We start from the raw sequence: 23,853 nt of genomic DNA on the forward strand, positions 1-23,853 counted from the left end.
TTCTGACGAACCCTGTCTGTACGTGGTCCAATAGCGTGTGGCGGTTGGCGGCGTTCCGCTGAATGCCGCGCTTCCGCTGATTGCGCGAACCGCGTGCGCTAACGTTTCGAGGGACTGCAGATGAAGAGAAAACTCATACCGGCGGCGCTGGCCGCCGTCCTGTCGGTGGGATTCGCGATGCATTCGCTGACGGCTTCAGCCACGCTCAAACCGGGCGAGGCCGCACCGCCGTTTACCACCGAGGCTTCGCTGGGCGGCAAGACCTACACGTATTCGCTTGCCGACGAGCTGAAGAAAGGGCCGGTGGTGCTGTACTTCTACCCGGCTGCCTTCACGAAAGGTTGCACGATCGAAGCCCACGAGTTTGCCGAAGCGGTTGACGAGTACAAGAAATATGGTGCGACGGTGATTGGCGTATCGCACGACAACATCGACACGTTGACGAAGTTTTCGGTGAGCGAATGCCGCAGCAAATTCCCGGTGGCGGCCGATGCCGACTCGAAGGTGATCGGCGCCTATGATGCCGGCATGCCGATGCATAGTTCGATGGCCAATCGTGTGTCGTATGTGATTGCGCCGGACGGCAAGATCATTTACGAGTACACGAGTCTCTCGCCGGAGAAGCATGTCGAGAACACGCTGAAGGCCGTGAAGGATTGGGCGGCGGCGCATAAGCAGCCGTAGAGCGTGGGATGCGCGCCGCGGCGCATTTTTCGCAGTGGGTTTTTGGTTGCCTGCGGCGGGGTTTTTTCTGGTTGTGTGTTTGCCTTCGGCGATGGTTTTTTCTTGATCTGGTTGTCTGTTTTGTAGTCTTTGGCTGTGCGCTTACGGCGTTGGGCTTTCCTTGAATTGCTAGTGGTCTATTAGCGTTCGCCCCTGTGCGGGGCAGGCACTTACTTCTCTTTGCCGCCGCAAAGAGAAGTAAGCAAGAGAAAGCGGCTCACACCGATCCTGCTAAGCGGGTCCCGCAGCTCGCATTGGGTAGTGGTGCATCTGGAATCTGTGTTCGTGCCCCTGCTTGTGCTAGTGACAAGGGCGTCATACTTCCGGCGGCGCTGCGCGCGCCGAAGCGTACTTCCGAAAACCGATCGCTGCGTTTTAGCGCTCACGCCTCCTTCGGCGCAGTGGCGTGGTGTTTCGCCTCTGTCGCTTTGGTGCGTCGCCGAGGCGAAGCCGATGGCCCCACTGACTTGAACCGAAGCCCCTGGTTTCCCATGCAGACCCGTCCGCGACGCACGCAGTGCGGAGTGGGAGCTGATGAGTCCTTTGTCACTGGCGCATGAAGGTGCGAGGGCACGGATTCCAGATGCACCACTACCCGTTGCAGACCACGGTGCCCGCTTAGCATTAGCGGTTTGAGCCGCTTTCTTTGCCTACTTTCTTTGCGGCGGCAAAGAAAGTAGGTGCCTGCCCCGCACAGGGGCGAACGCTAATAGACCATTAGCAATTCAAGGAAAGGCACCAAACCAGGAAGCACAGACAAAGACCACAAAAAAGGCAACCAGATCAAGAAAACCCCATCGCCGCAGGCAAACAAACAAAAAGCGTCGCAGACAAAAAAACCTCAAGAAGGCGCGACCCCCGCGCTACGCCCCTTCCTCGACTCCCACCGCACCCGAATCCGATCCATATACAGATACACCACGGGAGTGGTATACAGCGTCAGCATCTGGCTAACAATCAACCCACCCACAATAGCAATCCCTAACGGAGCCCGAAGCTCCGCCCCTTCTCCGCTTCCAAAGGCCAACGGCAACGCCCCAAGAAGAGCCGCGCAAGTCGTCATCATGATCGGCCGGAACCGCAGCAGACAAGCCTGAAAAATCGCATCCCGCGACGACAGCCCCTGCCGGGAAGCCTCAATCGCAAAGTCCACCATCATGATCGCGTTCTTCTTCACGATGCCGATCAGCAAGATCACCCCGATCAGCGCAATGATGCTGAACTCAGTCCTGAACAGCAGCAAAGCCAGCAACGCGCCCACGCCCGCGGAGGGCAGGGTCGACAGAATCGTCAGCGGATGGATATAGCTCTCATACAACATCCCCAGCACGATATACACCGCCGCCAACGCGGCCAGAATCAGGATCGGCTGATCGGACATCGACTGCTGGAACGCCTGGGCCGTCCCCTGGAAGCTGCCGTGGATCGTCCCCGGCATGCCGATCTGCGCCATCGTGTCGTAGATGGCCTGCGTCGCCGTCGATAACGACACGCCGGGCGGCAAATTGAACGAAATCGTCGAGGCCACGAACTGGCTCTGGTGATTCACCGACAACGGCGTATTCCCCGGCCCGAAGCTCGCGATCGCCGACAGCGGCACCATCGTTTCCTTCGACGTCGACACGGCCGCGCCCGACGAAGCACTCGATTTGCCGCTCGCCGCAATCGAATTGATCGCCTGGTTGCGCGCGGAATCAGCAGCGATGCTCGCCACGCTCGACGCGGTCGTACCCGCCGTGCCGCCAGTCGTCGCGCTCGTGCTGGCCGTCGACGTGGTCTGCGCGGTCACCGTGCCGGCCGGCGCGTTGGTGGTCTGCGCGCCGCTCGCGCTGCCGCCCGAGGTGCTGACGTAAATCTGCTTCAGCATGTCCGGGCTCTGCCAGTACTTCGGCGCCACTTCCATCACAACGTGATACTGGTTCAGCGGGTTGTAGATGGTCGAGACCTGGCGCTGGCCAAACGCGTCGTACAAGGTGTTGTCGATCTGCGCGGGCTTGATGCCGAGGCGCGAGGCGGTTGCGCGGTCGATCGTCACCATCGCCTCGAGGCCGCCTTGCTGCTGGTCGGAATTCACGTCGGCGAGTTCGGGACGCGCCTGCAGCGCCTCGGTGAGCTTCGGTCCCCACAGATACAGATCAGGCGTCGAATCGGCCAGCAGCGTGAACTGATACTGCGCGTTCGATTGCCGGCCGCCTACGCGAATGTCCTGCACCGCTTGCAGGAACGTTCGCGCGCCCGCCACGTCGCCGAGCGGGGCGCGCAGCTGCTGGATCACCTGGTCGGCGGACAGCTTGCGCTGGCTCTTCGGTTTCAGCGAGACGAACATGAAGCCCGAATTGGTCTGGCGGCCGCCGGTGAACCCGGCCACGCTGTCCACCGCGGGATTCTTGCCGACGATCTCCATCATTTCCGCGAACTTGCCCTTCATCGCCTGGAACGAGGTGCTCTGGTCGGCCTGGATGCCGCCGATCATCCGGCCCGTGTCCTGTTGCGGAAAGAAGCCCTTCGGCACGATGATGTACAGCCAGACGTTCAGTCCAATCGTCGCCAGCAGAATCATCACGATCAGGCGCGGATGCCGCAGCGCCCAGCCAAGGGTGCGCTCATAACCGCGATGCATCGAGGTGAAGCCGCGTTCGAGCCAGAGGCCGAAACGTCCTTCTTCCTGTTTCTCATGCGGCTCGCGCAGGAGGCGCGAACACATCATCGGCGTCAAGGTGAGCGAGACGATCAGCGACACGCCGATCGCGAGCGACAGCGTCAGCGCGAACTCGCGGAACAGCCGCCCGACAATGCCGCCCATCAGCAGAATCGGCAGGAACACGGCGACCAGCGAGATACTGATCGACAGCACCGTGAAGCCGACTTCGCGCGCGCCGAGGAAGGCCGCCTTCATGCGCGGCACGCCGTTTTCTATGTGCCGCGAGATGTTTTCCAGCACCACGATCGCATCGTCGACCACGAAGCCGGTTGCGATCGTCAACGCCATCAGCGAGAGGTTGTCGATCGAAAAGCCCAGCAGGTACATCGCGCCGAACGTGCCGATGATCGAGATCGGCACGGCCACGCTCGGAATCAGCGTGGCGCGCCAGTTGCGCAGGAACAGGAACACCACCATCACCACCAGCGCCACCGCGATCATCAGCGTGCGCTCGGTGTCTTTCAGCGATGCGCGGATCGTCGTGGAGCGGTCCGCGGCCGGCGCGATGTCGACGTCGGCGGGCAGCGACGCGTGCAGTTGCGGCAGCATGCCCATCACGCGGTCGATGGTGTCGATGATGTTCGCGCCGGGCTGGCGGTACAGGATCACCAACACCGAACGCTTGCCGTTGAAGAGGCCCAGGTTGCGCAGATCCTCGACCGAATCGACCACTTCGGACACGTCGGACAGCTTCACCGCCGCGCCATTGCGGTACGCGATGACCAGATCCTTATACTGCGACGCCTTGCTCGCCTGGTCGTTGGTATAGATCTGCACGCGGTTCGGGCCGAATTCGATCGAGCCTTTCGGGCTGTTCGCGTTGGCCGCGGCGAGCGCCGCGCGCACGTCTTCGAGCCCGATGCCGTAGTGGGACAGGGCATTCGGTTCCAGTTCGACGCGCACGGCCGGATTAGCCGAGCCGCTCACGTCCACTTCGCCGACGCCGTCCACCTGGGAGAGCGACTGCTGCAACACGGTGGCCGCCGAGTCGTACAGCTGGCCGGCGGTCAGCGTCTTCGAGGTGAGCGCGAGAATCAGGATCGGCGCGTCGGCCGGATTGACCTTGTGGTACGTCGGGTTGCTGCGCAAGCTCGCCGGCAGATCGGCGCGCGCGGCGTTGATGGCCGCTTGCACGTCGCGCGCCGCGCCGTCGATGTCGCGGTTCAGGCCGAACTGCAGCGTAATGCGCGTCGAGCCGACCGAACTCTGCGAGGTCATTTCGGTGACGTCGGCGATCGAGCCGAGATGCCGTTCGAGCGGACTCGCGACGCTGGTCGCGACCGTGTCCGGGCTGGCGCCCGGCAGCGTCGCCTGCACCGAAATGGTTGGGAAGTCGACCTGCGGCAGCGGCGCGACCGGCAGCTTGGTGAACGCGAAAATACCGGACAGCGCGATGCCGATCGCCAGCAGCGTGGTGGCGACCGGGCGGGAAATAAACGGACGCGACAGGTTCATCGCTCAGGTCCCTGCATCGGTGGCGGGCGGCACAGGTTTGCCGCGATTGAAGCGCTCACGCACGCGGCGGGCGAGTGCGTCGAAGCCGAGATAGATCACCGGCGTCGTAAACAGCGTGAGCAGCTGGCTGACGATCAACCCGCCGGCAATCGCGATACCGAGCGGGCGGCGCAACTCCGAGCCGGCGCCGGTGCCGAGCATCAGCGGCAGCGCGCCGAGCAGGGCGGCGAGCGTGGTCATCAGGATCGGCCGGAAGCGCAGCAGACACGCCTGATAGATCGCTTCGCGCGGCGGCTTGCCTTCCTCGCGCTCGGCGTAGAGCGCGAAGTCGATCATCATGATGGCGTTCTTCTTCACGATACCGATCAGGAGCACGATACCAATGATGCCGATGATGTCGAGATCGTGCCCCGTGATCAGCAGGGCGAGCAGGGCGCCTACACCGGCCGACGGCAGCGTCGACAGAATCGTGATCGGGTGAATGAAGCTCTCGTACAGCACGCCGAGCACGATGTACATCGTGACGATCGCCGCGAGGATCAGGAACAGTTCGTTCGACAGCGACGCCTGGAACGCCAGCGCCGCGCCCTGGAAGCGCGTCTGGAACGACGCCGGCAGCCCGATGTCCTTCTCCGCCTGCGCGATCGCTTTCACTGCTGCGCCGAGCGACGAGCCGGGTGCGAGGTTGAACGAAACGGTGGTGGCCGGGAACTGGCTCAGGTGCGTGACGAGCAGCGGCGCGGGTTTCTCGATGAACCTCGCGATCGCCGACAGCGGCACCTGGCCGCCCGACGACGTGGAAGAGGGCAGGTAGATCGAGTTCAGCGACTCGGTGTAGTGCTGCATCTGCGGCTGCGCTTCCAGGATCACGCGGTACTGGTTCGATTGCGTGAAGATGGTCGAGATGATGCGCTGGCCGAATGCGTCATACAGCGCGCTGTCCACGGTAGCCGGCGTGATGCCGTAACGCGACGCCGTGGCGCGGTCGATTTCGATGTAGACCGACTGGCCGTTGTCCTGCAGGTCGGTCGCCACGTCCGCCAGTTCCGGCGACTGCTTCAGCCGGTCGACCAGCTTCGGCACCCACGTGGTGAATTCGCCGATATTCGGGTCGGTCAGCATGAACTGGTACTGCGTCGGGCTGACGGTGGAGTCGATCGTCAGATCCTGCACCGGCTGCATGTACAGCGAGGCGCCCGGAATATGCGCGACGTCCTGCTGCAACTGGCGGATCACTTCGCTCGCGGTGTTGCTGCGATCGTCGCGCGGCTTTAGGTTGATCAGCATGCGGCCGCTGTTCAGCGTGATGTTGCTGCCGTCCACGCCGATGAAGGAGGTGAGGCTTTCCACATCCGGGTTCTTCAGGATCTGTGCGGCGAGTTCCTGTTGACGCTCGGCCATCGACGCATACGACACCGACTGGGGCGCCTGCGTGATCGCCTGGATTACGCCGGTATCCTGCACCGGGAAGAAGCCTTTCGGAATGAACACGTAGAGCACGCCGGTCAGCACCAGCGTAAGCACCGCGACGAACAGCGTGGAGCGTTGCCGGTTCAGCACCCAGGTGAGCGCGACCGCGTAGCGGGCGATCACCCAGTCGATAAACTGGTGGGCCTTTGCCTCGAAACGGTGGCTTTCAGGCGGCGGCGTGTGGCGCAGCAGCTTTGCGCACATCATCGGCACGAGCGTGAGCGAGACGATCGCCGAGATCACGATCGTCACAGCCAGCGTGATCGCGAATTCGTGGAACAGGCGTCCGACCACGTCGCCCATGAAGAGCAGCGGAATCAGCACCGCGATCAGCGAAACCGTCAGCGAGATGATCGTGAAGCCGATCTGTTTCGAGCCCTTCAGCGCGGCTTCCAGCGGCGATTCGCCTTCTTCGACATAGCGCGCGATATTCTCGATCATCACGATCGCATCGTCGACCACGAAGCCGGTCGCGATGGTCAAAGCCATCAGCGACAGGTTATCCAGCGAGAAGCCGCACAGGTACATCACCGCGAGCGTGCCGATCAGCGAGAGCGGCACCGACAGACTCGGAATGATGGTCGCGTAGATGTTGGCGAGGAACAGGTACATCACCAGCACCACCAGCACGACCGACATCAGCAATTCGAACTGCACGTCGCGCACGGAAGCGCGGATCGTGGTGGTGCGGTCGGTGACGATCTCCACGTTGAGCGCGGCGGGCAGCGACTGCTGCAATTGCGGCAGCAGCGTCTTGATGCTGTCGACCACCTGGATCACGTTCGCGCCCGGCTGGCGCTGCACGTTCAGGATGATCGCCGTCGTGTTGTTGACCCATGCGCCGAGCTTGGTGTTCTCCGCACCCTGCACGATCGTGGCGACGTCCGTCAGCATGACCGGGCGGCCGCTCTTGTATGCGACCACGGCGCTCTTGTAGGCGTCGGCGTCGGTCAGCTGATCGTTGGCGTTGATCGTGTAGTTGCGCGTCGGGCCGTCGAAGTTACCCTTCGGCGTGTTGACGTTCAGGTTCGAAATCGTGGTGCGCAAGTCGTCCAGATTCAGACCGTACGCGGCGAGCGCGCGCGGGTTCGCCTGAATCCGCACGGCCGGGCGTTGTCCGCCGGACAGGCTCACGAGACCCACCCCCGCCACCTGCGAAATCTTTTGCGCGAGACGGGTGTCGGCCAGGTCTTGCACCTGGGTCAGCGGCATCGTCTTCGAGGTGATCGCGAGTGTGATGATCGGCGCGTCGGCCGGATTGACCTTGGCGTAGATCGGCGGCGCGGGCAGGTCGGAGGGCAGCAGGTTGCCCGCGGCGTTGATCGCCGCCTGGACTTCCTGCTCGGCAATGTCGAGCGGCAGATCGAGGCTGAACTGCAGCGTGATGATCGACGAGCCGGCCGAGCTTTGCGACGACATCTGATTCAACGACGGCATCTGCCCGAACTGGCGTTCGAGCGGCGCGGTGACCGACGAGGTCATCACGTCCGGGCTCGCGCCCGGATAGAAGGTCTGCACCTGGATCGTCGGATAGTCGACCTCGGGCAGCGCGGAGAGCGGCAGAAAGCGCAGCGCGACGAGACCGACCAGCATGATCGCCGCCATCAGCAGCGCGGTGCCGACGGGGCGCAGAATAAAGGCGCGGGATGGATTCATGCGGTAGTTGCGATGCCTTTATTGCGAGGCTTGCGCCGCGTGTTTGCCGTGATGCTCGCGGGCGCCGGATGCGCCCGATGCGCCCGATGCAGCCGCCGCGCCGCTCGCTCCACGCGCACCCGAAGCGCCGCGCGGCTTGTCGGCCGGAATCGTGATCTTCGCGCCTTCCTTGAGCCGGTCCGAACCGTCGATCACGACGCGCTCGCCGATCTGCAGGCCGGACTTGATGCTGGTGCGTTCGCCGTCGACCGGGCCCACCTTGACCGGACGCACCGTCACCGTGTTGTCCGGCTTCACGACGTACACGAACTGACCCATCGAGCCGTTCAGCACGGCCGGCGTCGGCACGATCACCGCGTTCTCGATCGTGTCCACGAGCAGGCGCGTATTCACGAACTGATTCGGGAACAGCACGTTCTTCTCGTTCTGGAAGATCGCGCGCAGCTTGACCGTGCCGGTGGTGGTGTCGATCTGGTTATCGAGGGTTTCGAGCGAGCCGCCTTCGAGCGACGTGGTGTTGCTGCGGTCGTATGCGGTGACCGAGAGCTTCGCGCCCGTTTGAGTCTGCTGGAGGATCTGCTGCAGGTTGTCTTCGGAGGTCGTGAAGATCACGCTGATCGGCTGCAACTGCGTAATCACGACGATGCCGTTGGTCAGGCTCGGCGTCACGTAGTTGCCCGGATCGACCTGGCGCAAACCCACGCGCCCGGACACCGGCGCGGTGATGCGCGCATAGACGAGGTCGAGCTTGTAGGTATCGATGTTCGCCTGGTCGGACTTCACCGTGCCTTCATATTGCCGCACGAGCGAGGCCTGTGTATCGACCTGCTGGCTGGCGATCGAGTCTTGCGAGAGCAGCGTCTGATAGCGCTTCAGGTCGAGGCGGGCGGTTTGCAGCAGCGCCTGGTCGCGCGCGAGGGTGCCTTGCGCGTTTTCCAGCGAGATCTGATAGGGGCGCGGGTCGATCTGGGCGAGCACGTCGCCTTTTTTGACCATCTGGCCTTCCTTGAAATACACGTCTTGCAGCACGCCGCTCAACTGCGGCAGCACGGTGACGTTGGCGAGCGGCGTGACCGTGCCGAGCGCGGTCAGCACGACCGGCATCTCTCCCTGTTTGGCGGTTGCCACGTGAACGGGCTGCGGCATGTTGGCGAGGCCGCCGGGCCCGCCAGGACCACCGCGGCCCGCGTGGCCGCCGCTCGCGCCACTCGCGCCGGCAGCCGCGCTCGCGCCGCCGCCGGGCCCGCCCCACGGATGCCAGCGCCACAACACGATCCCGAGGATAACCAGCGCCGCCACGATCAGGGCGATGTTGCGCCCGCGATGGCTTTGGGCTGCGACCGGCGTGTTCGCGGGACCGCCGGCGGGCTTTCCGGCAGCGGACGGCTGCGAACCGGGTTGAGAAGCCGGAGCGGCAGGGCGTGAGGTTTCCGGAAGCTTTTGTTGTTCGTCCATCGGTTCGGTCAGGTGACTGGCTTGGATGTGAGCTGCTCGTGCGCTTGTGCCGCTTCGACAATCTGGCGGACCGGCACGCAGGCGGCATGACAGGCGGTTTCGACAGCGGACGCGCCGCAAATGTTCAGCGCGATGCTACCCGAGGCGCGGGACAAAGATGTTAACGCAATGCGCCATCATGACAGGTCGGCGGGGCGTTATCGAAGGGCGATAGCGGCAAGCCGGGCGAGCGTCCGCGACGGGATTGCATGATCCTACGTCGCGGGCTCTGTAACAGTCCACCCGTGTATTTTTCTTTTGATTACGAAGGTTACAGGATAAGTAGAGAGCCGTTGATAATGCGGTGCCCGCCGGTCGGCGAACGTCTCCCGCATTTTAGTTATCCAGGCGGCGCCCGGGTGTGCCGCCGATCTCGAGAACGATCTTGTTGATGCATTCGAGCAGCGCCGGCGCTGCGCGCGATATCAGCCACTCGCGCGGGCACTGATCGGCGGAGCCGCCGCAATTGACCGCATAGCGCTCGCCCGAGGGGCCGATGAATCCTGAGGCGATGGCGTTCAGGCCGTTGTACCATTCGCCCGTGGCGATCGCGAAGCCTTGCTCCGCGGTTTCCCGTAATGCACTTGTCAGGCGGCTGCTGACATGGCCCCAATCGTCGCCTTCGGCGGCCTGCAGGCCGATCAGCAATTTTTCCCGTTCCGGTTCGGTCAGCGCCGACAGATAGGCGCGGCCGACTGCGGTGCGGCTGAGGTTCATGCGCGAGCCGATTTCGAGGCGCGATACCAGCACCGCCGAACGTGGCCGGATCGCGTCGATGACCACCATGTCGAGGCGGTCGCGTACGGCCAGATGCACGGACAACGCAGTGCGTTCGGCGAGTTCGATGAGGAAGGGGCGCGCCCGGGACCGGATGTCGAAGTTGCGCAAAAAACCGTTGCTCAACTCAAGTACCGACGAGGTCAGCACGAATCGCTCGCTGTCGGGCAAGCGGAACAGGAAGCCTGCGCCGACGAGCGTGGCGGTGATCCGCGAGACGGTGGGCTTCGGAATGCCGGTCAGCTCGGTCAACTCGCGGTTGCTGAGCGGCGCATCGGCTGCGGCGATCGAGCGCAACACGGTCAGGCCACGTGCAAGTGCGGTGACTTCGTCGCCCGAGCCGTCTTTGTCTTTGGCTGGGCCTGCGGCAGTTCGGGAGGACGTGGGTTGGGTCATGTCGTTTTTTTGGAACTACATTTCAGTTTACTGTTCGCTTGCCTGCCAGTAACCGTTTCGAAAAGATGCGATAGAGGCCCCAAAATGGGGCATAAAGTCCGTTTCTCTTCTGAAGATTCATTGTATCGGAATATTTTGCCGAGACGAATGAGGCTTGCTTATATTTTGCTTGACTTAGTCAGCATAACCATAAAAAATGGAACCTCATTTCGAAAGACGGTTTCAGATTCTGTATTTTGAAATACTGAACCAAGCGGCGTCTGCGGAGTGTCTGGTCGAGTCCTTTAACAGTCTCCCGTAACAGTCCACGCAGTGTCTGTCTCGAGTCCGGCGTCCAACATCGCGCGCCCGTCCAACTTTCGAATACCGTCTCTCAGGTTCTAGCACGGCCCTCGGAATGGCTAGAACTTTTTAAGGCGTCACGGAAACGTGACGCCTTTTTTTTGCCCTAACGGAACGCGACAAAGTTGGAACCAAACCGTTTTCAAAGTCGGAATGACAGTAAGGTTGGCGCTAACGGCGACAGTGCGTATTGCGGATGCGGCTGATCCAATCGTGCCTGTTCGGAGGTGCAATGGGTGCGCGCGTTGGCGCAGTATTGAGTTGTGTGATGTTCGGCTGGCATCTCGCGTGTAGGCAGGCACTTTGCCTGTCAGCGCCAGTCCGCGGAACGCCTCACTTGCGCTAGACTGGCTTGAGCAACCGGAAGGAGACCTGGATGATACGCAAGACGCTCAACGCCTCGCAGCTACAGCAGGAGGTCAACCGGCGAATCCACCGGCTGCAGGAAGTCGTCGAGGACGGCGTGAAGATTCGTGTGCCGCGGCCGCAGTTGCAGGAGCCTGACAAGACAGGCTGCAACTGGAACATGACTCACTTCGGCAACGCAATCGGCTTCGAGCGCGACATCGAGGGTGTGCTCAAGGCCGTGCGTGCGGAATACAACCTCAATACAGAAGTGAAAGACACTGGCAACCCGTTTGAGGACTAGCCGCGAAAGACATTGATTCGGTGTTTGTTTTTGATGGCGTGGGCGCTAGTGTTCCGTTCCGCTGATTCGCGAACAAAGTCGGTGTAGCTTTTCGAGGATGGACTCAGCGGAAACGGGCGCTGCTCGAACCTATCGCAGCAGTGTCGGCGGACGAAGTACGCCGGTTCTTTGATCAGGATACCCAGGTTCTCGCCGGCTCTCGGTTTGTTGCCGCCAAATTGACAAACTCGTTCAGGCGCATTTCCTGAGGTGTCATCCCATAGGCATTCTGAAAGGCGTGCGTAAAATGGGACGCTGTTTTGAAGCCGACTGAATAGCCGATGTCCTTGATCAGCCCCCTCGGAATTCGAACGAGGTCGTCTGCGGCGGCGCGCAGACGAAGATGCTGGATGTAAGCACCCAGCCCGCCTTCATGTTCGAACATCCGATAGATCGTGCTGCGCGGGAGCCCCAACGATTCAATTATGCTCTGAGGTGATAACTCGCACTCTTGCAGGTTGGCGCGAACATAGCTTCGCACGGATTCGAACATGAGCGCGCGGCTGACGGCTCGTTTGTTGCCGCTCAGCCCCGCCTCTTCCCCGAAGGCGGCCGCGATCAGTTGAACGAGGTCGGCAAGCCTGCGATGAGCGTCCTCGAACGGTATGTACCGGAAGTTCTCGACAAGCGTTCTGGCACGCTTGACGATAAGCCGCGTGCCAGGCTTGCTCGGGTCGAGCGCGCGACCGTGTATTGCTCCCGGGTCCGAGAACACTTGCCGCAGCAAGTTGGGGGGTACAACAAGCGTAATGTACCGGCACGCCTGCCGCAGTACGCGTACGGGTTGATCGAGATCGGTGGCAAGGACACTGCCCGCACATACGGTGGACTCGCGCTTCCTGGCAAGCGTCATGGTCGAATGAGCTTCGCCCCCCAGGAAAATGGTAAAACCGATGCCGCGTGCGTTATCGCGCGAAATACGAGCGATGGTGCGTTCGATCACGACCTGATCCGTATAGGTGTCGCTCATACGGAATTCGCCGATATCGTAACGATCGTTGATGCAGATAAAGGGCTGCCGGACCTGCTCACGCGACGTCGCCACCTCGATAACATGGCCAAGCTGCTCACAGTAGGCCAGCAGTTGCCGCTCTGGCGGCAGTCCGGCAACATCGAATCGGCTGTAAGCGATGCCGTTCTCGAGCATGAGTAGTGATCCGGTAGCAAAATACAACGATAACGATGCAGTCCCCTAACGACAGACGGCGGACAGCGATGTCGCAGTGATTGCTGCGCCGATAGCTCACTACAGCGTGACAAAGCCTACACGGTGTTAACGGTCGAAAAACAAAACGACTTAAGGTAATTTTTTGTAAGGATTTTCCGAAAATCATGTAGGGATGTGTCGCAATCGAACGAGGCGACATTGCGTATATTGTTACGGCAATCTGGGTGGCGGCGCCAACATCATAATGTGGTGCGCAGTGTCGGCGCATCCGTGTGAATAGCGTGCGACGGCAGTTGCATCGCACAAACGGAGCCTGTGTCAGACAATCGAGCCGGGCGGCTCGAAAACACCGTCCCTAGTCGGCCACCAGTCCCAGCGTCCTTGCTTCAAAAATGGCTTCAGCCTTGGACGTGACCTTGAGCTTGCTGTAGATGCGCCGTACGAAGGTTCGCACCGTGAATTGGGACAACTGCAACAGCTTCGCGATTTCCTTCGTTGTCAGGCCCTTGGTAATGAAGCCCAACACTTCCTTCTCGCGGACCGAGAGCAGGGACGAAGAAGCTGCGGCCCGCTCCCTGGCTGCGGCGCGGCGGGTGCCGTCTTGCCGGAAGTGCATCAGTATTTGCCGGGCGATGATCGGGTTGATGGGACTGCCGCCGCCTGCAAGGCTGCGGATTTCCTCGACCATCCCCGCAACCGGGCTGTCCTTCAGCAGATAGCCGGTTGCGCCGGCTTTGATCGAACGCATGACGTGCGTTTCGTCGGCGAAACTGGTCCTGACCATGATGTTGCAACCGGCCCATTTCCGGGCGCCCGCGCGGATCACGTCAATCCCCGAGCCGTCGGGCAATCCCAGGTCGATCAGCAGCACGTCCGCAGGAGCGCCATCCAGCAGCGCCAGTCCTGCGGCACGGGAACCCGCGACACCCGTCAATCGCATGTCCGGCGCGGCCTGCACGACCTTGCTCAATGCCTCGAGAAAGGTCGGATCGCTTTCGACGATTGCGACTTGGATGGCAAACGATTCTGAATTGGTGCTCGTGGTCTGCATATGGACGGGCATTGTCCAATTGGCGGGGACAAACCGGGTTTGTCCGATGACGCATCATCCTTAGTAACAAGGACCGCCGTGAGGTAACGAATGTATTGGCGAAAGGTGAATGTCGGAGCAATCCCCCGACGCTCCGACGGAACCTAGTATAGGTGCGCCTTTTTTAACGGATTGCTTGAGCGTCTCAGTTCTGGGGCATTTTTGAGGGCGTCGTCTGGCTGGCGGAGGCAGGGAACTGGCACATTGCCGAGTCGCTCACCAACCGGAACTGCCTTGGGGTGCTCCCTTTCGGGCAGTCAATAGCATCAATATCTAAAGAGGTCTTCCACTCGTGAAGACTGATTTCCGCGCTTTCGTCGAACCAGCTCTCATTGCGCGTGTTGTGAAGGTCGTATTTCGTATCCGAGGCAGCGCGTCGACGAACCAGGCTCATTAAGCTACCAATTCGTTGGTGTCAGTAGGCCGTCGTGAAATCTCGATGGCGCGAATACAGCCAACACCCGTACGTCAGTGGAATGTCATGCTTGATTCAAGTTCGTTACGATTTGTGCCGTTATTGCCAATGTCGAATGAGCGAGACAGTATCCAATGGTGGCAAAGGCGATGTTGAAAAGAGTTATATGCACTGTCGCGTTAATCGCGTTTGCAGGATGCGCGTCCCGACCACCGGTGGCGTTCGATCCGCCGGCGCCAGCAGATTGCTGCAGCGCCTGGCAACAGGTCCATTTCGAGCAGATGAACTCGATCCAGGTAAGCGGCATTTCAATCAGCATCGGACGCAGTCCGACATTCGATTTTCCCGAAGGGCGCTCTACATTTGTCGCTTACAAGTTACCTGACGTCAAGGTTAAGTCAATGACGGTTGAAACGTACGTGAGCTCGGGTTGGCTGCCGATGGCCACGGTGTTTCGTCCTAGGGCCTTGTTCCTCGATGCGAGCTTCCACGAGGTCGGAAATAGCAAACTTGAACCGATGAAACGGGCAGCAAAGTATCTGCAGGGAGAGTATTACGACGCAACCGCGGACATTCCCACGGACGCCGCCTACGTTGTCATCTTCGGCGCATCTTCAGCAAACACCGACCGGCTCGTGGCGTATTCCGAGAACGGCTCAATGTACGGGCTTCCTAATGCCTACGAAGGCAAGATTTCCATCCTGTTGAAATGAACTTGCAAAAAACATCTGCTGTTTTCCGGCTCGTTTTGTCGAACGTTATCGCGGCATCGCTGCTGACGGCGTGCGTCCCACATTTGCTGACGACTGATATCAACCTCCAGCCCGGTGACACTACCGCGCGACTCAGAATCCGTTTCGCGGGATACGGAGCGTTAAGCGTCGTTCAGTTCGCCCCTTCGAAGTGTTACGCGTACTCCGACCGGGCCGTCAGGTCGCTCACAAGTATCAACCAGGGCGAGCACACAATTATTGACCTTAGTCTCGTTTCTACATCGAAATTAGGCATGCCGAATGACCTGGAGGGTGTTCCGAAGAACTCGTACGAGGAGATTCTGGTGAAGGCTGGAACGCCTCTCGATTTCGGGGTTAGCTGGTTTGGCGGCAACGAATACGTGACCTATCGCGGAAACGGAATCGGAGAGTTCGTGCCTCAGACAGGCAAGGACTATGAACTGAAGGTCGTGGTGGCGCCCAGGAAGCCCATGAACCTTGTGGTCGAGGAACTGCAAGTATCCGACGGCAACATCGTGCGGGTGCCGGTGACGATGAACAAGGTACACCTGTGCGGCACCTGAGCGGCGGGGCGTCCGTACGATAGCGGTGACCTTGACTCTCGACTGGTCCCTCGCTGCTTCATCAGCGGTTCGTACTTACGCCTGGCTTTATTGATACCAGGTCTGTCTACAATTCAACGTACTGAAGCCGCATCAATGAGAAGAATTCTCTTTTTGGTCGCCGGAGGCTGTCTCCTGCTCTCGAATCAGGTGGCCCTTGCCCTCGATGGGGCGCAGCAAAACACGTCTGCTCCTGCCGCGCCTCAAATAGCAGCGCCTCCCGAAGCGATGCTTGACGCGCAAGTGAGTAAGTTGGGCTTTGAGCCCAACAGCGAGGCAGGAAAAGTCGCCAGGAAATGGGTCGTGCAAATAGCGACGGACCCGGATTGGAGCAAAGTCATGGCGCCACCAAGTGGTCAACCAGGCGACTCCTCCCGCAACGGCATAACGAACAGGTTCGGCGCGAATCTGTCGCCTCACGAGCGTGAAACGCTACTGCGATTGTTTCTAGGCGTCGTCTCTGGATTAAAACCGGAGCAGTGCGAGCGGATGTTCGGAGGAGAGGGGCCGCCGGTTGGTTCCAACCCCCTGTCTGCCAAACAGCTTGGCGAGTTGCTGACACTGCTGAATTCCGCGGTAAAAAAGGGCGCGCACGGCGATGCGCCCAGGGAGTCCTACTCGATTGCCCAGGCGCTCGATGCAGACAGTACTGCAGAGATGCGGACTGAGGCGGAGCTGCGCAAGAGTCGGGACATTACTGCGAGCGAAATGCAAGACATACCCGCAATTTTGAAGGGCAAGCATGCGTGCATCGCAGCATCTGCAATGTTTCGGTCATTGCTGGCGTTGCCCGAACCCGTCAGGACTGTAGCAACCTGGGATTTCCTGTCGTCTCCATGGCATGGGACTGCGAGCCAGCATGTCCTGCAGACGGCGGAACACTACGCTAACAGTGAGTTCGGGCTGGACAAGTTGCCCACGCAGCTTGCTAGCCGTTTGCCGGCCGCCGGCTCGCGGCCGTTGAGCTTTCGGAGCGCGGTGGTGGAGGGCGAATGGGAGAACCCGTCGCATCCGCAGTTCGACGGGAGGTATCGCAAGACATACTGGAACCTTCGCAACTCCGGGGCGGTTGCGACTTTCTTAAGCCGGGCGGATGCTGACAAAGAGATTGTCTGGGGGCATTTCCAAACAGAGTTCGGTTTCGCCGGACTGAGGGGCCAGGAGGTCGGGACTGGGATTCGGATTTTGCCGCCACAGGTGTTTCCGGCCTCGCAATTTTCAATGGCAAACGAAAGCAACTTTGTTCCTCAGCCCAACAGCAGCTTCCGCATACCGGCAACTCAGCCATCAACTGAGGATGTACGCGATTACCAATGCGAAACCTATGGAAAATATCCCGCGTCGAGAGTCTTTCGGGATTTGACGGGCGATGCGGTGGATGTCAGTTGCCAGGCGGTATCTAGTACGGGCGCTAGCAAGTATCAGATTCGAGAAGCCTACCTGTACGATTACAGCATCTCGGTCAGGCTATTTGAAATCGATAAGGACGGACTGACCTTCTCGCGCATTCGCAACGTGACCGTGACTCAATAGTTGAGCGCGTTAGGCGCGGAAAGCCGCTGTTCTTTGCAGTGAAGAAAGTGATTGCGAAGAAGGCCGTGGGCGTGAAGACGCCAGCAAAAAAAGCGCCGCACCAGAGCAGAGCCGTGCCCGCTCCGGTGGCCACAGTCGAGCCTGGCACTGAGTTGACGACCTGAACGCAGTGGTCAGGTGCCCGGCGTACCAGCGTTCTTCTGGTTCCACCGGGCACCCCAAACCGACGACGTCTTACTGCGCCTGCACTACCTGACGTTGCGCGGCCTGCTGTTGAGCTTGCTGTTGTGCATGCTGCTTCGCAAGGTGCCGGCCGACCATGCAGCCGCCGACCGCACCCACTACAGCGTGGTGCCCCGCGTAATGCCCGGCGACCCCGCCGACCACCGCGCCCTTGAGGCAGCCTGCGGCGTTTGCCGTGCCTGCCGTTGCAAAGGCCAGCGTCGTTGCAATCAGGGCGATTCTTATCGGGCTAGCTTTCATTCGAAGATACTCAGAGGTTGGATTGACCGGATGTGGCGCCTTCCGTCGTCATTTCAATACCCGCGCCAATCACGACGCTCGCGCCACTCGTGCTCGCGCCATTCCTGGCGGCGCCATTCACGTTCACGCCACTCGCGACGTTCGCGCCATTCGCGGGCTCGCCAGTCGTCGTCGCCGTACGCGACGGCGACAGGCGCTGGAGCATACACGACGGGAGGCGGCGGTGCGTACACTGGTTCGGCCGGCGCATACACGGCGCCGGGGATGCCCAATCCGATGGCGACGTCGACGTGCGCCGATGCTGCCGTTGATACCGCCAGTACTGCCAGACCGAGTGCTGCGCCAAGAATCTTCTTGTTCATTTTCGCTACTCCTCGCACATTGGGTGCAATGTCAGTGACTACGGTTCGGAGTGTAAGGAGCGATGTCGGACACATGTGAAACGGCTGTGCGAGATTCGTAACATGGAGTTACTCCTGAAGGCGTACCGCGTGGACGGTACGCCTTCAGGACCTGCCGCAGTGCCATGTGGCAGGTGAACGGGGCAACGCTATCACCCAACTGAACTTGAACACTCATGTAACGTGAACTAGCCTTAACCTCTAGCCGGAAGCAAGCCTTTGGTTTCGAGCCTCGTCGGAAACGCAAGCCCCCTGCAGCGAACGTTTGACCTATCCGGTCCCGGCTAGCGCGGTAGGGCCGGGGTAGGAAACAGGTTTGTGTCAGTAGACCTCCCGTGCCGCGCGCCCGGTGGTTCCTTCGAGCTGGGACATTTGCAGGCGACGCCGTCGCCCTGATGCCGTTATATCGGAGGGAGCATGTCCGTTGACAACATCAAGACCATCATCATAGTCATGATGGAGAACAGGTCTTTCGACCACGTTCTTGGCTACCTGAGCCTCGACGGGAAGGACGTCAACGGCCTCTCGGCCGACCCCACCTGGCAGCAGAATTTCACGAACCTCTACGGCGGCGATACGTACGCCATCCATGCGCTTTCGCCGTCGACCCAACTTATTCCCGACCCGCCGCATGACCGCACGCCGATTTCGCTGCAAATAAACACGCCGTGCGCGAATGGGGGCTGTCCTGAACTGGGGGGATTCGTCGCGAGCTATGCGACACGAAACCCGGCGCCAGCGGACCTGTCGATGGTGATGGGCTACTACACGGCCGGTGCTTTGCCTGTTTACGATTTCTTCGCCAAAAATTTCACCGTCTGCGATAGCTGGTTTGCGCCGCTTCCGACGGGAACCCAGGCAAACCGCTTGATGGCCATGGCGGGAGAGAGCGCGATTAGCGACAACGTTTCTGGTTTTCTTCCCGAGCAGCCCCTGGTATACGACTGGCTGACCGCGCACGGCGCAAGTTGGTGTGTCTACCAGTCGGGAGACTTTTTCCCGTTCTTCAGCTTGATGCCAAAGTGGTTGCCGGAGATAGTCACTTCGCTTGCCTTGCCGCTGGATGGCAACGGAGGGAGGTTCAGGCGGTATTCGCGCTTCAAGGCGGACTGGACGAACAGTAGCAATTTGCCGCAAGTCATTTTCATCGAGCCGGAATACACGGATGGGCCGCACCGGGTACCGAACGACGACCATTCACCTACCGGCGTCGCCCCGGGGCAAGCGTTCCTTGCCGACATTTATCAAACTATTTCCGCGTCGGATCGATGGGACGAGACGCTGATGATTGTCACCTACGACGAGCACGGGGGATTCTTCGACCATGTAAGCCCACTCAACATTTCGACTGACGTTGCCGGTTATCAGTTTCAAACTACCGGGCTGCGTGTACCCGCATTCCTGGTCTCGCCCTATGTCGCGCCGGGGGGCGTCTTCTCCGGCGACCTGGACCATACGTCGATACTTCAGCTTCTCGCGGATAAGTTCAACGCGGGTAGCACGTACTCTGCTCCGGTCAGCGCCCGCACACAACTTTCGAAGCTCAGCTCCGCTCTTTCCGAAACGAGAACGCCGGGCTCTGCACCGAAGCTGAATGTGCCCATACCGGGCAACTTGCCCGCATCGGCTCCCGTCTCGCCACCGACCGGCCTCTCGGCGTGCGCGCAAGCCTTTCGTAGCGTCGCGCTCAAGGTTCAACAGGATCATCCGGAGTTGCTGTCTTCGCCGAGCTGGGGCGACCTTGCGAGTTTTGTTGCGACGTATAAGGGTGGGGCGTGAATTGGCGCGAAGTTTATTCGCGTCATCGTCGTGAAGAAATCTGATGCCAGGGCGAAGGCCGCTGGCAAAAACAGCGTTGTTGCCAAAAAAGGCTGCAGCGAAGAAAGCCGTCGAAAAGATTCGCGGCAGGCTCGAAGCGTTGTTAGACACGCAGCGCGCGAATCGGGCAAAAGCCGGGCAAAAACCGGGCGTCCCTGCAGAGCAGGTCATCGCGGACATCATGGCAATGCCCGAGCAAGGTTAGTTCAGAGATCTCAAAACTAACTGTTTAATGTCCCATATTTTTCCGGCTTGAACGGGCATGCAGTATCGGCCTGCGTGAACCGGACTACCTGTCGTTGCCCCCGTCCGATGCGCGCGGGATGTGACCTGTAGCGTGCCCTCCCATCGCCCCTGATTGCCGCTTCGCCAGACGTGGGTCGGACGCGCTTCGCGTAAACCATTTCAGCCACCCGGCGCCCATGGACGAGCGCGACGTCGAGCAGACTGGCGCGCGGCGCGAGCCAAGGCGCTCAACTCAACATTCGCAATTTTTGCCCTGACCCAGTAGAGGAAAATCATGATGGTTAATCGACGCATTGCAGCTCGCCTCTTGCTTGCCATGGTTGCCGCTGCCGCCGCACATGTGACAGCCCATGCCCAGACCGTAGCGGCAACGCTGACGCCCGGACAACTGAAGATTGGCATGGAGATCAGCTATCCGCCGTTCGAATCGTATGCCGGAAACGAAATTGTCGGCGTGGATCCGGAGCTGGCCCGGGCGCTCGCAAAGCAGATCGGATCGAGCGCTAGCCTCGTCGATACGCGGTTTTCCGGGCTGATTCTGGGCCTGAACGCGAGGCACTACGACGCGGTCATCTCAGGCATGTACGTGACTCCCGAACGGGTCGCACAGGCGCGTGCGATCCCATATGCGCAGACCGGCGCGGCAATTCTGGCCGCGGCGTCCGGAACCGTGCAGCCCAGGACGATGACCGACCTCTGCGGCTTGCGCGTGGCAGTCGAGCAGGGCGCATCGTGGGCTCCGACGTTGCGCAAAGTCTCGGACGGATATTGCAAGGCGAAAGGCAAAGCGGAGATCGGCATCCAGGAGTTCCCGTCCGCTCCCGAAGCCCTCCAGGCGCTGCTGTCGAACAACGTGCAGGCACAGATGGAGATTGCCGTCGCCGCTCATATGCTGGCCGGCAAGTCGTCCGGGCGCGTCGTCGTTACGTCGACCGAACTGATTGAGCCGCAAACGCTCGGCATTTACGTCAGAAAGGACGACCCCACGCTCTATGACGCGCTGAACAAAGCACTGGATCAGCTTAAGCAGAATGGCGAGTACGGACGGATTCTCAAGAAGTACAACCTCCTGCCGCCCGCCAGATCGTCCTGATTTCAGCCACGCCATCGTGCGTCTTAACGTGACGTGAGACCCTCATGCACTTCGATTTTGCGTACTTTTTATCGTTGTTCTCGCTGCCTGCCTTCTGGCAGGCCAGCCTGACGGTCGTCGAACTCAGCGCGCTGTCGTGGACCGTAGGCATGGTGCTCGGCTTTCCGCTGGCGCTGGCCAAACTGTCCGGCAAGCGGTGGCTGACCATGCCGGCGAACCTGTATATCTGGTTTTTCCGCAGCGTACCGCTGCTGGTCGTGATTGTCTTCGTCTTCAACCTGCCGCAGATCTTTCCGGCCACCGGGGCGGTTCTTTCGAATCCGTTCGTCGCCGGTCTCATCTCGCTCGTCGCGACCGAAGCTGCATACATGGCGGAAATTCATCGGGGCGGCCTGTTGTCGGTGGCACGCGGCCAACACGAGGCAGCCGTCGCGCTGGGGATCCGGGCGATCGGCTTGCAACGGCTCGTGATCGTTCCGCAAGCCTTCCGTATTGCATTGCCGACACTCGTCAACGAGTTCATCACTTGCGTCAAACTGACTTCACTGGTGTCGGTCATTTCGCTGACGGAATTACTGCTGGTCGGTCAGCGGCTCTACGCGCAAAACTTTCTGGTGCTGGAAACGCTGCTCGCGATCGCGATCTACTACGTCATGATCGTGACGGTCTTCGGCTGGATGCTGCAGCGCGCCGAGCGATGGCTCGATCTGACGCGTCGTCGCGCAGGTACGATTCCGGAAGTCGAGCTTGCGTCGCTGCGTCATGACCTCGCTTCGACTCAGCCGGCTCCGGCGAAATCGCTCGGCACGAATGCAGGAAACGCGCTGCGGCTGAAGAACATCCATAAGCGTTACGGCAACCACGAGGTGCTGAAAGGCATCGATCTCGATGTCGGCGTGGGCGAGGTGGTGTCGATCATCGGACCGTCCGGATCGGGAAAGACGTCGCTGATACGCACGATCAATGCGCTCGAGGCGATCGACAACGGTGAAATCGGTTTGTTCGGCGAGTCGTATATCGAGGCCGGTGAGCGATCAGACGGCGCCCGCGTGCGAATCGGCAGAAACCGTATCGGGATGGTGTTTCAGAGTTTCAATCTGTTCCCGCACCGCACGATTCTCGACAACATCATGATGGCGCCTCGCTACCATCGTCGCGGGCCGAAAGGGGATCTCATCCGCCGGGCGATGGCGCTGCTGGACAAGGTCGGGATGCTGGCCCATGCGCACAAGTATCCGCACCAGCTCTCCGGCGGTCAGCAGCAGCGTGTAGCGATTGCGCGGGCGCTCGCCATGGAGCCGGACGTCATGCTGTTCGACGAGCCGACGTCCGCACTCGATCCGGAACTGGTCGGCGACGTCCTGGCTGTCATTTCGGATCTGGCGAAAGAAGGCATGACGATGGTGATCGTCACGCATGAAATGAACTTCGCGATGTCGATCTCCGACCGTGTGGTGTTCATGGAAGGCGGTGTCGTTCGATTCGGCGCCTCGCCGGAAACGATACTCGCCAGTCCGGACGCCGAACGTGTGCGGCGCTTCATCGGCATCGAGTCGCGCGTTGCGGTGAACCAGGAAGGCATGGTGTCCGGAGCCGTGTAGCGCAAGGCCTGTACGGCCGGATGTCAGGCGCCGATCTGACGCCTGAGTATGTCGCAGAACTTCTGAACCAGCGGTTCCTTCGAGCGTCCCCGCCGCAGGACGAACGTGAACGGCGCCTGGAATCCGAAGGTTGCGGGCGAGAGCGCCCGCAACCTTCCTTCGTCCACCCAGCGCTGCGCAAAATGTTCGGGCAGAAACCCGATGTAGGCCCCCGACAGGATCAGGATCAACTGTCCCTCCATGCTGTCCACGGTCGCCTCTGTTGCCCTGAGCCCATGCCGGGCGTGTTCCGCCTGGCTCCAGTAGGCCCGTCCCACCAGACGGTGTTCCGCAACGGCCTGCTCGGTCATGTGTTTGTTATCGAAGAGCGGATGCCGGTCGCCGCAATAGAGCCAATGTTGCTCGCGATATAGCGGTCGATAGAGCAAGCCGTTCATTCTGATCTGAAATGCGCCTATTGCCGCATCCAGCCGGTTACTCAAGACGCTCAACTGCACCTCGTAGGGCGTTTGAAGATGCAGGTTCAGATGAACGGCCGGGTGTTCACGCGCGAACGTACCGATGGCGGCGTCCAGCGACAGCGCGCGATCGGTTACCAGCGCATCCAGCACCCCGATTTTCAGGCTTCCTCGCAGTTCGCCTTTCAGTCCGACCGCATAGCGCTCGAACCCTTCGACTTCTCCGAGCAGCCTCTGGGCTTCGAGATGAAATTCGGCGCCCTTCGGCGTGAGGCTGAAGCCTCCCCGGCCTCGATGACACAGCACGACGCCGACGAGTTCTTCGAGCTGGCTCATGTAAGTGCTGATCGCGGAGGTGGACAGATTCAGTTCCTGCTGCGCGCTGGCAAAGCCCTGATGACGCACGACGCTGGTAAAGACGCGCAGCAGCCGCATGTCCGGCGTGACTGAAACCACCCATACCTCCATCCAGTTGATTGAGTGCTCTTGTTCTTGCTCTTGGCGCGGCG

The 23,853-nt window shown here is 60.6% G+C and carries 17 protein-coding genes; 8 read left to right on the forward strand and 9 right to left on the reverse strand.

Translation table 11 applies throughout. The features are described 5' to 3' along the window. Positions 1–120 precede the first annotated feature (120 nt). Positions 121–684 (forward strand): peroxiredoxin, encoded by a 564-nt coding sequence (locus tag DSC91_RS32085; protein ID WP_115782529.1) that lies wholly within the window; start codon positions 121–123, stop codon positions 682–684. An 880-nt stretch (positions 685–1,564) separates the two neighbouring features. On the opposite strand, the gene DSC91_RS32090 is transcribed toward DSC91_RS32085, so the two are convergent. From DSC91_RS32090 to DSC91_RS32105, 4 genes are all read right to left on the reverse strand, one after another. Then, positions 1,565–4,879 (reverse strand): efflux RND transporter permease subunit, encoded by a 3,315-nt coding sequence (locus DSC91_RS32090; RefSeq protein WP_115782530.1) that lies wholly within the window; start codon positions 4,877–4,879, stop codon positions 1,565–1,567. Between the two features lie 3 nt (positions 4,880–4,882). After that, complete coding sequence (locus tag DSC91_RS32095) at positions 4,883–8,005, reverse strand: MdtB/MuxB family multidrug efflux RND transporter permease subunit (protein ID WP_115782531.1); 3,123 nt, start codon at positions 8,003–8,005, stop codon at positions 4,883–4,885. 18 nt (positions 8,006–8,023) lie between these two features. After that, a complete protein-coding gene (locus tag DSC91_RS32100; protein WP_115782532.1) occupies positions 8,024–9,460 on the reverse strand; it encodes an MdtA/MuxA family multidrug efflux RND transporter periplasmic adaptor subunit in 1,437 nt (478 codons plus the stop codon). A 375-nt stretch (positions 9,461–9,835) separates the two neighbouring features. Next, positions 9,836–10,672 (reverse strand): IclR family transcriptional regulator, encoded by an 837-nt coding sequence (locus DSC91_RS32105; protein ID WP_115782533.1) that lies wholly within the window; start codon positions 10,670–10,672, stop codon positions 9,836–9,838. Between the two features lie 718 nt (positions 10,673–11,390). Between DSC91_RS32105 and DSC91_RS32110 the strand changes: the two genes are divergently transcribed. After that, positions 11,391–11,663, forward strand: a complete 273-nt coding sequence (locus DSC91_RS32110) for a hypothetical protein (RefSeq protein ID WP_115782534.1) — start codon at positions 11,391–11,393, stop codon at positions 11,661–11,663. A 172-nt stretch (positions 11,664–11,835) separates the two neighbouring features. On the opposite strand, the gene DSC91_RS32115 is transcribed toward DSC91_RS32110, so the two are convergent. Further along, entirely contained in the window at positions 11,836–12,849 is a 1,014-nt protein-coding gene (locus DSC91_RS32115; RefSeq protein WP_115782535.1) for a helix-turn-helix domain-containing protein, read from the reverse strand. Positions 12,850–13,225: 376 nt separating this feature from the next. After that, entirely contained in the window at positions 13,226–13,921 is a 696-nt protein-coding gene (locus DSC91_RS32120; RefSeq protein ID WP_115782536.1) for a response regulator transcription factor, read from the reverse strand. Positions 13,922–14,590: 669 nt separating this feature from the next. On the opposite strand from DSC91_RS32120, the gene DSC91_RS32130 reads away from it, so the two are divergent. From DSC91_RS32130 to DSC91_RS32140, 3 genes are all read left to right on the forward strand, one after another. Continuing rightward, entirely contained in the window at positions 14,591–15,088 is a 498-nt protein-coding gene (locus DSC91_RS32130; RefSeq protein WP_162831487.1) for a hypothetical protein, read from the forward strand. A 293-nt stretch (positions 15,089–15,381) separates the two neighbouring features. Continuing rightward, on the forward strand, positions 15,382–15,672 hold the full coding sequence (locus tag DSC91_RS37720) for a hypothetical protein (protein WP_162831488.1): 291 nt from the start codon (positions 15,382–15,384) through the stop codon (positions 15,670–15,672). Between the two features lie 135 nt (positions 15,673–15,807). Further along, entirely contained in the window at positions 15,808–17,244 is a 1,437-nt protein-coding gene (locus DSC91_RS32140) for a hypothetical protein (RefSeq protein ID WP_115782540.1), read from the forward strand. A gap of 234 nt (positions 17,245–17,478) precedes the next feature. On the opposite strand, the gene DSC91_RS32150 is transcribed toward DSC91_RS32140, so the two are convergent. Then, positions 17,479–17,727, reverse strand: coding sequence for a hypothetical protein (locus DSC91_RS32150; RefSeq protein ID WP_115782541.1), 249 nt, complete (start codon positions 17,725–17,727; stop codon positions 17,479–17,481). 53 nt (positions 17,728–17,780) lie between these two features. Continuing rightward, positions 17,781–18,089 (reverse strand): hypothetical protein, encoded by a 309-nt coding sequence (locus tag DSC91_RS32155; RefSeq protein WP_115782542.1) that lies wholly within the window; start codon positions 18,087–18,089, stop codon positions 17,781–17,783. 456 nt (positions 18,090–18,545) lie between these two features. On the opposite strand from DSC91_RS32155, the gene DSC91_RS32160 reads away from it, so the two are divergent. From DSC91_RS32160 to DSC91_RS38575, 3 genes are all read left to right on the forward strand, one after another. Continuing rightward, positions 18,546–19,907 carry an alkaline phosphatase family protein gene (locus tag DSC91_RS32160; protein ID WP_115782543.1) on the forward strand — a complete coding sequence of 454 codons (1,362 nt, stop codon included), beginning with the start codon at positions 18,546–18,548 and terminating at the stop codon, positions 19,905–19,907. Positions 19,908–20,466: 559 nt separating this feature from the next. Further along, positions 20,467–21,285, forward strand: a complete 819-nt coding sequence (locus DSC91_RS32165; protein ID WP_208645745.1) for a transporter substrate-binding domain-containing protein — start codon at positions 20,467–20,469, stop codon at positions 21,283–21,285. Positions 21,286–21,329: 44 nt separating this feature from the next. Beyond that, on the forward strand, positions 21,330–22,886 hold the full coding sequence (locus DSC91_RS38575; protein ID WP_115782545.1) for an amino acid ABC transporter permease/ATP-binding protein: 1,557 nt from the start codon (positions 21,330–21,332) through the stop codon (positions 22,884–22,886). A 23-nt stretch (positions 22,887–22,909) separates the two neighbouring features. Here the strand turns inward: DSC91_RS38575 and DSC91_RS32175 are convergent, their stop codons facing one another. After that, positions 22,910–23,800 (reverse strand): LysR family transcriptional regulator, encoded by an 891-nt coding sequence (locus DSC91_RS32175; protein WP_115782546.1) that lies wholly within the window; start codon positions 23,798–23,800, stop codon positions 22,910–22,912. Positions 23,801–23,853 lie beyond the last annotated feature (53 nt).

The organism is Paraburkholderia caffeinilytica (assembly GCF_003368325.1).
GTDB classification, from domain to species: Bacteria; Pseudomonadota; Gammaproteobacteria; order Burkholderiales; family Burkholderiaceae; genus Paraburkholderia; species Paraburkholderia caffeinilytica.

Coding starts and splice junctions, on each gene's coding strand:
- DSC91_RS32155 (WP_115782542.1), bottom strand. CDS start 18,089: ATGAACAAGAAGATTCTTGGCGCAGCACTCGGTCTGGCAGTACTGGCG.
- DSC91_RS32165 (WP_208645745.1), top strand. CDS start 20,467: ATGATGGTTAATCGACGCATTGCAGCTCGCCTCTTGCTTGCCATGGTT.
- DSC91_RS37720 (WP_162831488.1), top strand. CDS start 15,382: ATGCCGAATGACCTGGAGGGTGTTCCGAAGAACTCGTACGAGGAGATT.
- DSC91_RS32140 (WP_115782540.1), top strand. CDS start 15,808: ATGAGAAGAATTCTCTTTTTGGTCGCCGGAGGCTGTCTCCTGCTCTCG.
- DSC91_RS32115 (WP_115782535.1), bottom strand. CDS start 12,849: ATGCTCGAGAACGGCATCGCTTACAGCCGATTCGATGTTGCCGGACTG.
- DSC91_RS32090 (WP_115782530.1), bottom strand. CDS start 4,879: ATGAACCTGTCGCGTCCGTTTATTTCCCGCCCGGTCGCCACCACGCTG.
- DSC91_RS32110 (WP_115782534.1), top strand. CDS start 11,391: ATGATACGCAAGACGCTCAACGCCTCGCAGCTACAGCAGGAGGTCAAC.
- DSC91_RS32105 (WP_115782533.1), bottom strand. CDS start 10,672: ATGACCCAACCCACGTCCTCCCGAACTGCCGCAGGCCCAGCCAAAGAC.
- DSC91_RS32095 (WP_115782531.1), bottom strand. CDS start 8,005: ATGAATCCATCCCGCGCCTTTATTCTGCGCCCCGTCGGCACCGCGCTG.
- DSC91_RS32160 (WP_115782543.1), top strand. CDS start 18,546: ATGTCCGTTGACAACATCAAGACCATCATCATAGTCATGATGGAGAAC.
- DSC91_RS32150 (WP_115782541.1), bottom strand. CDS start 17,727: ATGAAAGCTAGCCCGATAAGAATCGCCCTGATTGCAACGACGCTGGCC.
- DSC91_RS32085 (WP_115782529.1), top strand. CDS start 121: ATGAAGAGAAAACTCATACCGGCGGCGCTGGCCGCCGTCCTGTCGGTG.
- DSC91_RS38575 (WP_115782545.1), top strand. CDS start 21,330: ATGCACTTCGATTTTGCGTACTTTTTATCGTTGTTCTCGCTGCCTGCC.
- DSC91_RS32100 (WP_115782532.1), bottom strand. CDS start 9,460: ATGGACGAACAACAAAAGCTTCCGGAAACCTCACGCCCTGCCGCTCCG.
- DSC91_RS32120 (WP_115782536.1), bottom strand. CDS start 13,921: ATGCAGACCACGAGCACCAATTCAGAATCGTTTGCCATCCAAGTCGCA.